The following is a 10,639-nucleotide window of genomic DNA, read 5'->3' as shown; positions in this document are numbered from 1 at the left end:
AACCCGGCCGCGCGCAGCCGGTCCAGCGCCTCCCGGGCGCCGGGCACCGGCCGGACCTTCTCCGGGTCGCCGTTGTAGGGCACGTCCTCGATCAGCGTGCCGTCCCGGTCCAGCAGCACCGCGTCGTACAGGCCGGACGGGAACCGGTCAGCACCCGGGCCAACCCGGGCTGACCTGCACTGATCCCGCTCGTGGTCCCGTCGCACGGGCGGCGGGTTCCCGACCCCCCGAGGAGTAAACATCAACTTCGGCGGAGCCGACTCCGCCGGTGCCGTACGGCCGGTCCGCACCCGCGCCGCCGCCGGCCCGGTCCCGCGTTACCCGCCGCCCCCGAGAAGCTAACCCGGCCGGTCGTTAGCGGAGGTCCAGGCGGGGGTATGGGGTTCCGGTGGCGATTGTGGAGAAAGTGATCGACGCGCCCCCGCAGCAGGTTTTCGACGTGCTCGCCGACGGGTGGACCTACAGCGACTGGGTGGTGGGCACGGTGCACGTCCGGGACGTGGACGACTCGTGGCCCCGGGTGGGCAGCCGGCTGCACCACAAGGCCGGCCCGTGGCCGTTGTCGCTCCAGGACACCTCCACGGTGCTGGAGTGCGACGCCCCGCACCGGTTCGTGGTGCGGGCCGGGCTGTGGCCGGCCGGCGAGGCGGTCGTGGTGTTCCAGCTGGAGCCGCTGGCCGACGGCCGGACGCGGGTCACCATCGGCGAGGACTTCGCCGCCGGGCCGCTGCGCTGGGTCCGGAACAAGCTCAACGACCTGGTGCTGCACCAGCGGAACAAGGAGACGTTGAGCCGGCTCTCCGACATCGCCACCCGGCAGAAGGCGGACCGGTGACCCAGCGGGTGGTGATCACCGGGGCGAGCGCGGGCGTGGGGCGCGCGGTGGCCCGGGCGTACGCGGCGCGCGGCGCGCGGCTGGCCCTGCTGGCGCGGGGCGCGGCCGGGCTGGCCGCCGCCGAACGGGACTGCCGCCGGCTGGGCGCCGCCGAGGTGCGCACCTACCGCGTGGACGTCGCCGATGCGGGCGCCGTGCAGCGGACCGCCGACGACGTGGTGCACCACTACGACGGGCTGGACGTCTGGATCAACGACGCGATGGTGTCGGTCTTCGCGCCCGCCTGGGAGATCACCGCGGCCGAGTTCCGCCGGGTCACCGAGGTCAACTACCTGGGCACCGTGCACGGCACGCTGGCCGCGCTGCGCCACATGCGCGCCCACGGCCGCGGGGCGATCGTGCAGGTCGGCTCGGCGCTGGCCTACCGGGGCATCCCCCTGCAGTCGGCGTACTGCGCGAGCAAGCACGCGGTGCAGGGCTTCAACGACTCGCTCCGGTCCGAACTGCTGCACGACTGCCCCGGGGTGAAGCTGTCGATGGTGCAGCTCCCGGCCGTCAACACCCCCCAGTTCTCCTGGGTACGCACGCGGCTGCCCCGGCATCCGCAGCCGGTGCCACCGATCTTCGCGCCCGAGCTGGCCGCGCGGGCGGTCGTCTGGGCCGCCGACCGCGGTCCCCGCGAGCTGAACGTGGGCGGCCCGACGTGGCGGGCCCGGCTGGGCAACGTCCTCTTCCCCGGGCTGCTGGACCGGAAGCTGGCCCGCGACGGCTACGACAGCCAGCAGACCGACACGCCGATCGACCCGGCGGCCTGGCGCGACAACCTGGACCGGCCGGGCGACGACGAGCGAGACCGGGGCGCCGAGGGCGTCTTCGCCGACTCGGCCCGCCGCCGCTCGGCGGCACTCTGGGTGAGCACGCACAAGCCCGCCGTATACGTGCTGGCGCTCGGCGGGCTGCTCACGGCGGCCGGCGGGCTGGCCCGCCGGTTACGCTGACCGCCCACGCCGGCGAACCGTCCGGAATCCTCCGGGCGGGCGTCTGTGCGGACCGCGCGGAGGGTACTGGCTACCCTCTCAGGTGAACCTGTCGGCCGACCGAGGATGTCCGTGATGATCGAACCCGTGCAGTTGCCCTCCCCGTGGCGCGACGCACGCCTGACCGTCGTCGTTCCGACCTACAACGAGGCGGGCAACCTCCCGATGCTGGTCGAGCGCGTCCTCGCGCTGCCGCTGCCCGGGTTGAAGGTGCTCGTCGCGGACGACAACTCCCCGGACGGCACCGGGGAGGTCGCCGACAAGTTGGCCATCGAGCACCCGGACCGGGTGCTCGTGGTGCACCGCCCGGGCAAGGAGGGCCTCGGCCGGGCGTACGTGGACGGCATCGGGCGGGCGCTCGACGACGGCGCCGAGTACGTGGCGCAGATGGACGCCGACCTGTCGCACCCGCCGGAGGCGCTGCCCGGCATGCTCGGCGCGCTGCTCTCCACCCAGGCCGGCGTGGTCATCGGCTCGCGCTACGTGCCCGGCGGCGAGCTGGACGAGAACTGGCCGCTCTACCGGCGCGCGCTCAGCGGCTGGGCCAACCTCTACGTGCACACCCTGCTGCGGGTGCGGATCCGCGACCTGACCGCCGGCTTCAAGATCTGGCGGGCCGACGCGCTGCGCGACATCGGCCTGGAGCGGGTGCAGTCCAACGGCTACAGCTTCCAGGTGGAGATGCACTACCTGGCGACCAAGCTGGGGCACACGATCCTGGAGGTGCCGATCCGCTTCGAGGAGCGGCGCGAGGGCGCCTCGAAGATGACCACCGCCACCAAGATCGAGAGCGCGCTCATGCCGTTCAAGCTGCGCACCCGGCACCGCAACCTGGACACCTGACCGGCGCTCGCCGTTCGCACGGACACTGGCCTCACGCTGCGTCATGATGGCGCAGCGTGAGGCTTTGTCGTCGGGGCTACCACGACCTCGCACCGCCTTTGCTCTGCAGCCATGACCGCAGCACCCTCCCCACCTGCGCGGCGAGGAACCGCCCGTACGCCGCGCCGGCCGCGGCCGGACACCCTGCGTGACCGCTGCGTATGCGGCTGCAGAGCAAAGGCGGTGTGGGAGGGGTGCCGGGGGGCGGGCGTCGGTCACCAACGGTGACCGGGGACGACGACTGCGCCCTGCCAGGTGGCCGGTCACCGGTAGACGGTTCGGGCGCCACGGGCCGCGCCGACCGGGCTGCCGGTCAGCGGTAGCCGGCCCGGTCGCGTCAGGGCAACGCGGGCGGGGTCTGCGGTAGCCGGCCCGGTCGCGCCAGGGCAACGCAGACGGGGTCAGCGGTAGACGCTGCGGTGCGCGGCGCCGATCACGCCCGCGTACAGGTCGCCGGTGAGCAGGCGGTCGCGGGCCAGGGCGGCGCGGGCGGCGTTTGCCCCGGGCGCGCCGTGCACCCCGCCGCCCGGATGCGCCGAGGCGCTGGCCAGGTAGAGCCGGTCCACCGGGGTGTCCGCGCGGCCCAGGCCGGGGATCGGCCGCAGGAAGAGCTGCTGGTACGCGGCCGCCGTGCCGCCGCCCAGCGCCCCGCCGACCAGGCTCGGTTCGGCCGCCTCCAGGTCGGCCGGGCCGGCCACGTGCCGCCCGACGACCAGCGAACGGAAGCCCGGGGCGGCCTCCTCCAGCACCTCCTCCATCCGCTCCACGTGCCCGATGACCTCCTCGGCCCGCCAGTGCCGGCGGAACGGCAGGTGCGTGTACGACCACAGCGACTCGGTGCCCGGCGGGGAGTGGCTCGGGTCGGCCACCGACATCTGCCCCACCAGCAGGAACGGGTCCCGCGGCACCTCGCCGCGGGCCAGCGCCCCCGCGTACGCGGTGAGCCCGTCCAGGTCGGCGCCCAGGTGCACGGTGCCCGCGCCGGCGATCGCCCGGTTCTTCCACGGCACCGGCGCCGAGAGCGCCCAGTCCACCTTGAGCGTGGAGCCGTCCCACCGGAAGTGCGCCAGGTCCTCGACCAGCCGGGGCGGCAACGCCGCCGGGCCGACCAGGTCCAGGTAGAGCGCCGGGGCGGGGACGTCGGCGAGCACGGCCCGCCGGGCCCGCCAGTCGGCGCCGTCTGCGGTGCGCACGCCCATGGCCCGGCCCCGGGCCGTGAGCACCCGGTCGACCCGGGCGCCGTACTCGATCCGGCCGCCCCGCTCGACCAGCCGGGCAACCAGCGCGTCGGTGATCCGCTGCGCGCCGCCGACCGGCACGGGCCAGCCGACCTGCTGGCCGAGCATGGCGAGCAGCCAGCCGTACACCCCGGAGCCGGCCTCCTCGGGCGACAGGTCGGTGTGCAGGGCGCAGCCGGCCAGCAGCGCGGGCCCGCCGTCGCCGGCGAAGAGTTCGTCGCCGAGCTTGCGCACCGGCACCACGAGCCGGCGGGCCAGCCGCAGCGCGCCGGCGACCTTCAGCCGGCGCAGCAGGGTCAGCCCGCCGCGTACCGGCGGGAACGGGCTGGTGATGGTGTCGAGCATCGGCTCGGCCACCTGGAGCCAGTCCGCGTACGCGTGCCGCCAGCGGTCGCCGTCGCCGGGGGCGAACGCCTCCAGCGAGGCCGCGGTGACGTCGAGGTCCCGGTTGACCACGGCCGCGCGGCCGTCCGGAAGCAGGTGGGCCAGCACGTCCGGGGAGTGGGTCCAGGACAGCCCGTGCCGCTCCAGGCCCAGGCCACGCAGCACCGGCGAGGCGTAGCCGAGCGGGTAGAAGGAGCTGTAGAGGTCGCTGAGGTAGCCGGGGGCGGTCACCTCGGCGGAGCGCACCGCCCCGCCGGGGACCTGGGTGGCCTCCAGCACCAGCACGTCCCAGCCCGCGTCGGCCAGCAGGTTCGCGGCCACCAGCCCGTTGTGCCCGGCCCCGATGACGACGGCGTCCGCGGTGGAAATCATCCGATCCGCCTACCCGGCCGGTTACCGGGCGAAACGCGTTTGCCTCGCCCGGGTCGGGGCATCCACTGCCGCATGTACACGGTTGCGCAGCTCATAGGTGGAGTCTGGGGTGCCGGGGGTGCGGGGGGCGAGCTGGTCGTACACGATCCGGCCGACGGCTCCCCGGTGACCACCGTGCCGGTGGCGACGGCGGACGAGGTGGCCAAGGCGGTCGAGGCGGCCCGGGGCGCGGCGGCGGAGTGGGCGGCGACCGCCCCGGCGGAACGGGCCGCGGCGCTGCACCGTGCGGCGGACGCGGTCGAGGCCGTCGCCGAGGAGCTGGCGCAGGCCACCACGGCGGAGATGGGCAAGCCGCTGGACGACGCGCGCGGTGGGGTGGCGGCGGGCATCGGCACGCTGCGACAGTACGCCGAACTCGGCCCGGTGCGGGGCGGGCGGACCCTGCACGGCGCTCCCTCCGCGCTGGACTTCATGGCTCCCGAGCCGCGCGGCGTGGTCGCCGCGATCACCCCCTGGAACGACCCGGTGGCGGTGTCCTGCGGTCTGCTCGGGGCGGCCCTGGTCACCGGCAACGTGGTGCTCCACAAGCCGAGTGAGCGCACCCCGGCGACCGGCTGGCTGCTGGCCCGGGCCCTGGACTCGGCGCTGCCGGCCGGGGTGCTGTCGCTGCTCGCCGGCGGCGCCGAGGTGGGCGCGGCGCTGGCCGGTCAGGAGGTGGACGTCGTCGCCCACGTCGGTTCCACCGCGACCGGCCGGGCGATCGCCGCCGCCGGCGCGCGCACCGGCGCGAAGGTGCTGCTGGAGAACGGCGGCAGCGACCCCCTCGTGGTGGACGCGGACGTGGACCCGGTCTGGGCGGCCGAGCAGGCGGCGCTGGGCTGCTTCGCCAACGCCGGGCAGATCTGCGTCGCGGTGGAGCGGATCTACGTGCACCGGGACGTGGCCGAGGACTTCGTCGACGCGCTGGTGGAGCGGGCCGAGGCGCTCGTCGTGGGCCCGGGCCGGTCCCCGGGGACCCAGCTCGGGCCGCTGGTCGACCGACGGCACCGGGACCACGTGCACGGGCAGGTCACCGCGGCGGTGGCCGAGGGGGCGCGGCTGCGCACCGGCGGCGGCGTGCCGGACGGGCCGGGCGCGTTCTACCCGGCGACGGTGGTCAGCGACTGCCGGCACGAGATGACGCTGGTCCGTGAGGAGACCTTCGGGCCGGTCGCCCCGGTGGTGGTGGTCGACTCGTTCAGCGAGGGGCTGCGCTGCGCGGCCGACTCCCCGTACGGGCTGGCCGCCACGGTGCTGACCGGCTCGATGAGCCACGCCCACCGGGCCTGGCGGGAGCTGCCGGTGGGCACCGTCAAGGTCAACGCGGTGTTCGGGGGCGCGCCGGGCGGCGCCGCGCAGCCGCGCCGCGGCAGCGGCCAGGGCTTCGGGTACGGCCCCGAGCTGCTCGACGAGTTCAGCACCGTGAAGGCGGTGCACATCGAGGCGCCGGGCGGCGGCCACTGGTGAGCGGCACGACGGGAGCCCGGGACCTGCGCGGTCCCGGGCTCCCGTGTCGTCGCCGGCCGGTCAGCGGCCGCCGCGGGCCTTGCGGGTGGCGTTGTTGTTCGCCTTCTCGATCGCCTTGACCAGCTCGGGCTTGCTCATCCGGGAGCGGCCCGGCACGTCGAGCTTCTTGGCGACCTCCATGAGGTGCTCCTTCTTCGCGTTGGCGTCCACCCCGCCGGCCGTGGGGGCCCGCCGGGCCGGGCCGCCGCCGGCCGCCTGCCGGTCGCTCGGGCCCTTGCGCCCCTTCGGCTCCCAGTGGTCGCCGACCTTCTCGAACTCGTGCTTGACCGCGGCGAAGGCGGTGCGGTGCGCCCGCTCCCCCTCGCCGTACGTCTCGACCGCCGAGTCGTGCGTCTTCTCCCAGGTCCGCTGCGCCTTGTCCGGGGAGCGCTTCAGCGTGCTGGGCAGTACCTCGCGCCCGGGCATCTCGTCCTCCTCCGTCTCCGTGGGATCCACTACGAATTCCCGCCCCCGCCCAGGGCAAACCGGCACCGGTTTGTCGGCTTCCCCCGCGGGGTACCGCCCGGGCCACCTGCCGGAGGTGCGCCGGCGGTGCGGAGGAGGCGGTCATGACGGCGACGGATGCGGCGGCCGGCGGCCGGCAGCGGGCCCGGATCCCCCGGCGGGTACGCCAGTTGAGCTGGGCCACCTGGCGCGGGGTGCTGGTCCGCGCCGGGCGCAGCTTCGTGAAGGACAACTGCGCCGACTGGGCCGCCGCGCTCACCTACTACGGGGTGCTGGCGCTCTTTCCCTCGACCATCGTGGTGGTCGCCCTGGTCGGGCTGGTCTCGGACGGGCCGCGCACCGTGGACACCGTGATCGACCTGGCCCGGGAGATCGGCGCCGGCTCGGTGGTGGGCAACGACGCCTTCGTCGCGGTGGTGCGCGGCGTGGTGGAGCAGCGGGGCCCGGCGAAGGTCCTGCTCAGCTTCGGTCTGCTCGGCGCGCTCTGGTCCGCGTCCGGCTTCATCGGCGCGTTCACCCGGGCCTCCAACGCTATCTACGGCGTCGAGGAGGGGCGGCCCTTCTACCGGCTGCGGCCGGTGCAGATCGGGCTCGCCGGGGTGTCGCTGGTGCTGCTCGCCGTGGTGGCCCTGGGGCTGATCGTCAGTGGCCCGATCACCGACTTCGTGGGCGACCGGCTGCACGCCGGCGGGCTGACCCGCCAGGTGTGGACGGTGGCGAAGTGGCCGCTGCTCGCGCTGGTGGCGATGACCCTGCTGTCCCTGCTGTTCTGGATCGCCCCGAACGTGCGGCAGCCCCGGTTCCGCTGGCTCACCCCGGGCGGCGCGCTGGCCCTGCTGGCCTGGGTGCTCGCCTCCTTCGGTTTCGGCCTCTACGTGGCCAACTTCGGCTCGTACGACGTGACCTACGGCAGCCTGGGCGCGGTCATCGCCTTCCTGGTCTGGCTCTACCTGTCCAACTGCGCGCTCATGCTCGGCGTCCAGGTCAACGCCGAACTCCAGCGGGGCCGGGTGATGCAGGCCGGCGTCGAGGACCCGAGCGAGCCGGTGCTGCCGCCCCGCGCCCCGGCCGAATCCTGACCGGCTTGGCCCGGTTCGGGGGCCGATGACCGGCTCGACCGGCCTCCGCCGGTTTACCGGCGGCCCCCTCGGGCATGTCTGTCGGCATGGAGCGTGGCAGCAGCAAGCACTCACCGAGAGTCGACGAGCAGATGAGCAGCGAGGTGAGCGGCCTCGTCCAGGGGCCGGGCACCGGAGGCTCGCGGGTCGACGAGTTCCGCCAGCCGGAGCCTGCGGGCGAGGACCAGCCGGAGCCGAAGACGGTGACGGCCGGCGCGAGCCGCGGCGGCAACCCGCAGGGCATGAGCATGGACGACGTCGAGGAGCGTAGTCGGCTCGGCCGGTTCATCACCATGAGCGCCCTGCCCGGTGACCGCGACACCCTGGTGGCCAACGCGCGGGAGAACCAGGCGCCCGCCGACATCGTCGCCGCCCTGGAAGGACTTCCCGAGGGCACCAGTTACCAGACGGTTTCCGAGGTGTGGGCCGCGCTCGGGCACAAGAACGAGACGACGCGCTGGTGAGCGGACCGGCCCACGGTCCGCGAGCAACACCGGCGGGACAGGAGGAACACTGACATGAGTGGCGTTATGGAGCACGTGGACGTGGCCGTACCCGTCCGCACCGCGTACGACCAGTGGACGCAGTTCGAGGAGTTTCCGCACTTCATGGAGGGCGTGCAGGAGGTCCGGCAGCTCTCCGACACGATGACCCACTGGACGGTGGAGATCGCCGGCGTGAAGCGCGAGTTCGACGCCGAGATCACCGAGCAGCTGCCCGACGAGCGGGTGGCCTGGCGCTCCACCGGGGGCACCCAGCAGGCCGGTGTGGTGACCTTCCACCGCCTGGACGAGGCGAACACCCGGGTCACACTGCAGATGGAGTTCGAGCCGCAGGGTGCGGTCGAGAAGGCCGGCGACAAGCTGGGCGTGGTCGACCGCCGGGCCAAGGGCGACCTGGCGCGGTTCAAGCAGTTCATCGAGCGGCGCGGTCAGGAGACCGGCGCCTGGCGCGGCACCGTCGACCGGCCGACCCCCTGATCGTCCCCCGAAACACGGACCCCGATGGCCGCCGGTGCTCCGGCGGCCATCGCCGTGTCCGGGGCCGTTTGCGATCATCCGGCCCGGGTACCGCAGGGGAATGACCGACAACGACAGCCACGTGTGGCGCGACGAGGAACGCACTCCCCTGCGCGAGCTGGACCGCGCGCTCGCCGGGTCGTCCCTCGACGGGCAGGCGGACGACGTCACGGGCAACGACGCCGGCGAGGAGTCCGCGTTCGGCCACGGACCGGAGGCGGTGGACCGGGGCGCCGGCCCGGAGGCCGAGCGGCGGGAGATGACCGACGCGGACCGGGCGTACCGGCCGTCGACCACCGGCCGGACCGGCCCCGACAACATGTGAGCCCGTCCCCGGGCGGCCGGAGGGCTCGCCCGGGGTTCAGCCGGCCCGGCGGGCCTGCCGGGCGCCGGCGGCGTGCAGGGCGACGAGCGCCACCGCGAGCACCACGAGCGTCGGGCCGAGCGCGGCCACCGAGACCCGGGCCAGCAGCACCCCGACCGCGGCCGGCACCAGGGCGGCGCCCAGGCCGGCCGCGCCGATCTGCAGCCCGATGGTCCGGTCCGCGTGGTCGGGGCCCACCCGTTCCGCCGTGGTCAGGGTGAGCAGCGGGAACACCGGCGCCGCCGCGAAACCCACCACCAGCAGGCCGGCCACGGTCACCCAGCCCGGGGCGGGCAGCGCGATGAGCACTGCTCCCCCGGCCATGCCGAGCAGGCTCCCCCGCAGCACCCGGGCGCTGCCCAGCCGCTCCGCCACCACCCCCTGCACCACCCGCCCCACGAAGAGGCTCCCCCAGTAGCCGGAAACGCAGAGCCCGGCCACCGCGGCGGACAACCGTCGTCCCTCGGTGAGCAGCAGGAACGCCCACAGGCCGGTGGACACCTCGATCGCCACGTAGACGGCGAAGGCGGCCCCGCCGAGCCACACGGCCGGCAGCCGCAGCGTCGCACCGATCGGGGTGGGCCGCGCCGGCCCGGCCCCGGCGGGCTCGCCGGGCACCACCTGCGGCGCGATCGGGTCCGGCGGCAGGGCCGCGCCGGCCGGCGGGCCGCCGCGCCAGAGCCGCACGGTGAACGCGAACGCGGCGGCCAGGACGAGCTGGGCGGCGGCGACCAGGGCGTACCCCCAGCGCCAGCTCAGGCCGGCGCCGAGCACGGCGGTCATGATCAGCGGCCCGATGGCCACGCCGAGCCCGAAGAACGCGTGCATCCAGTTCATGTGCCGGGGGCCGAAGGCGGCGGCCGCGTATGCGTTGAGCCCGGCGTCGATCGCCCCGGAGCCGAGCCCGAGCACCAGCGCGAAGCCGACCATCACGGCGAGCGCGGGGGTGGACGCGTACCCGGTCAGGGCGACGCCGGCCAGGAGGGTGCTGCCGGCGAGCAGCCAGCCGACGCCGAGCCGGGCCAGGGTGAACCCGGCGAGCACGCTGGAGGTCAGGTAGGCCGCCGTGCCCGCCGTGAGCACGACCCCGACGGCCTCGGTCGGCACGCCCAGGTCGAGCCGGATGGAGGGCCAGCCGACCCCGATCAGGCCGTCGGGCAGCCCGAGGCTAACGAAGGCCAGGTAGGCCAGGAGCAGCAGGGCCGGGCGGGGCGGAGCGGGGGCGCGGGACACGAGACCCCATACTGCCCAGCCCGTGCCGGTCCCGGACGACCGGGGCCGGCCACCCTGGCGCCGAACTCAGCCGAAACGACAAAAAGTGCGATACGGACGGTCGGGAAAACGGACAGCCCATCCAGAATCGGCCGAACGGCTGACGGC

The 10,639-nt window shown here is 74.9% G+C and carries 11 protein-coding genes and 1 pseudogene; 8 read left to right on the top strand and 4 right to left on the bottom strand.

All coding sequences use genetic code 11. From position 1 onward, the window contains the following. Positions 1 to 242: pseudogene (locus tag ABZ452_RS26380) on the bottom strand (hypothetical protein); the annotation flags it as partial. A 146-nt stretch (positions 243 to 388) separates the two neighbouring features. On the opposite strand from ABZ452_RS26380, the gene ABZ452_RS26375 reads away from it, so the two are divergent. The 3 genes from ABZ452_RS26375 to ABZ452_RS26365 all read left to right on the top strand — a co-directional run bounded on the left by ABZ452_RS26375 (position 389) and on the right by ABZ452_RS26365 (position 2,715). Then, the gene (locus ABZ452_RS26375) at positions 389 to 835 is read left to right on the top strand and encodes an SRPBCC family protein (protein WP_357948153.1); all 447 of its coding nucleotides are present in this window, start codon (positions 389 to 391) and stop codon (positions 833 to 835) included. Beyond that, positions 832 to 1,833 (top strand): SDR family oxidoreductase, encoded by a 1,002-nt coding sequence (locus tag ABZ452_RS26370; RefSeq protein WP_357948151.1) that lies wholly within the window; start codon positions 832 to 834, stop codon positions 1,831 to 1,833. The genes ABZ452_RS26375 and ABZ452_RS26370 overlap by 4 nt, the downstream gene beginning before the upstream one ends. Positions 1,834 to 1,947: 114 nt before the next feature. After that, complete coding sequence (locus ABZ452_RS26365) at positions 1,948 to 2,715, top strand: polyprenol monophosphomannose synthase (protein ID WP_357948150.1); 768 nt, start codon at positions 1,948 to 1,950, stop codon at positions 2,713 to 2,715. A gap of 440 nt (positions 2,716 to 3,155) precedes the next feature. Here the strand turns inward: ABZ452_RS26365 and ABZ452_RS26360 are convergent, their stop codons facing one another. Next, complete coding sequence (locus tag ABZ452_RS26360) at positions 3,156 to 4,748, bottom strand: NAD(P)/FAD-dependent oxidoreductase (RefSeq protein ID WP_357948147.1); 1,593 nt, start codon at positions 4,746 to 4,748, stop codon at positions 3,156 to 3,158. Positions 4,749 to 4,820: 72 nt separating this feature from the next. On the opposite strand from ABZ452_RS26360, the gene ABZ452_RS26355 reads away from it, so the two are divergent. Further along, on the top strand, positions 4,821 to 6,254 hold the full coding sequence (locus ABZ452_RS26355; protein WP_357948144.1) for an aldehyde dehydrogenase family protein: 1,434 nt from the start codon (positions 4,821 to 4,823) through the stop codon (positions 6,252 to 6,254). 60 nt (positions 6,255 to 6,314) lie between these two features. Here the strand turns inward: ABZ452_RS26355 and ABZ452_RS26350 are convergent, their stop codons facing one another. Beyond that, positions 6,315 to 6,719 carry a ChaB family protein gene (locus ABZ452_RS26350; RefSeq protein WP_357948141.1) on the bottom strand — a complete coding sequence of 135 codons (405 nt, stop codon included), beginning with the start codon at positions 6,717 to 6,719 and terminating at the stop codon, positions 6,315 to 6,317. Between the two features lie 143 nt (positions 6,720 to 6,862). Between ABZ452_RS26350 and ABZ452_RS26345 the strand changes: the two genes are divergently transcribed. From ABZ452_RS26345 to ABZ452_RS26330, 4 genes are all read left to right on the top strand, one after another. Continuing rightward, a complete protein-coding gene (locus ABZ452_RS26345) occupies positions 6,863 to 7,837 on the top strand; it encodes a YihY/virulence factor BrkB family protein (protein ID WP_357948139.1) in 975 nt (324 codons plus the stop codon). An 86-nt stretch (positions 7,838 to 7,923) separates the two neighbouring features. Further along, a complete protein-coding gene (locus ABZ452_RS26340; RefSeq protein WP_357948137.1) occupies positions 7,924 to 8,340 on the top strand; it encodes a DUF2795 domain-containing protein in 417 nt (138 codons plus the stop codon). 54 nt (positions 8,341 to 8,394) lie between these two features. Next, positions 8,395 to 8,856: an SRPBCC family protein gene (locus ABZ452_RS26335; protein ID WP_357948134.1), complete on the top strand. Its 462-nt coding sequence runs from the start codon at positions 8,395 to 8,397 to the stop codon at positions 8,854 to 8,856. 100 nt (positions 8,857 to 8,956) lie between these two features. After that, positions 8,957 to 9,220 (top strand): hypothetical protein, encoded by a 264-nt coding sequence (locus ABZ452_RS26330; RefSeq protein WP_254331147.1) that lies wholly within the window; start codon positions 8,957 to 8,959, stop codon positions 9,218 to 9,220. Between the two features lie 36 nt (positions 9,221 to 9,256). On the opposite strand, the gene ABZ452_RS26325 is transcribed toward ABZ452_RS26330, so the two are convergent. Beyond that, positions 9,257 to 10,492 carry an MFS transporter gene (locus ABZ452_RS26325; RefSeq protein ID WP_357948130.1) on the bottom strand — a complete coding sequence of 412 codons (1,236 nt, stop codon included), beginning with the start codon at positions 10,490 to 10,492 and terminating at the stop codon, positions 9,257 to 9,259. Positions 10,493 to 10,639: the final 147 nt, after the last annotated feature.

The organism is Micromonospora sp. NPDC005707 (assembly GCF_040631005.1).
Taxonomy (GTDB): Bacteria; Actinomycetota; Actinomycetes; order Mycobacteriales; family Micromonosporaceae; genus Micromonospora.
The sequence above is the reverse complement of the archived record's forward strand: the minus strand, read 5'-3'. Positions and strand labels throughout refer to the sequence as shown.

Coding starts and splice junctions, on each gene's coding strand:
- ABZ452_RS26365 (WP_357948150.1), top strand. CDS start 1,948: ATGATCGAACCCGTGCAGTTGCCCTCCCCGTGGCGCGACGCACGCCTG.
- ABZ452_RS26360 (WP_357948147.1), bottom strand. CDS start 4,748: ATGATTTCCACCGCGGACGCCGTCGTCATCGGGGCCGGGCACAACGGG.
- ABZ452_RS26355 (WP_357948144.1), top strand. CDS start 4,821: ATGTACACGGTTGCGCAGCTCATAGGTGGAGTCTGGGGTGCCGGGGGT.
- ABZ452_RS26350 (WP_357948141.1), bottom strand. CDS start 6,719: ATGCCCGGGCGCGAGGTACTGCCCAGCACGCTGAAGCGCTCCCCGGAC.
- ABZ452_RS26345 (WP_357948139.1), top strand. CDS start 6,863: ATGACGGCGACGGATGCGGCGGCCGGCGGCCGGCAGCGGGCCCGGATC.
- ABZ452_RS26340 (WP_357948137.1), top strand. CDS start 7,924: ATGGAGCGTGGCAGCAGCAAGCACTCACCGAGAGTCGACGAGCAGATG.
- ABZ452_RS26335 (WP_357948134.1), top strand. CDS start 8,395: ATGAGTGGCGTTATGGAGCACGTGGACGTGGCCGTACCCGTCCGCACC.
- ABZ452_RS26330 (WP_254331147.1), top strand. CDS start 8,957: ATGACCGACAACGACAGCCACGTGTGGCGCGACGAGGAACGCACTCCC.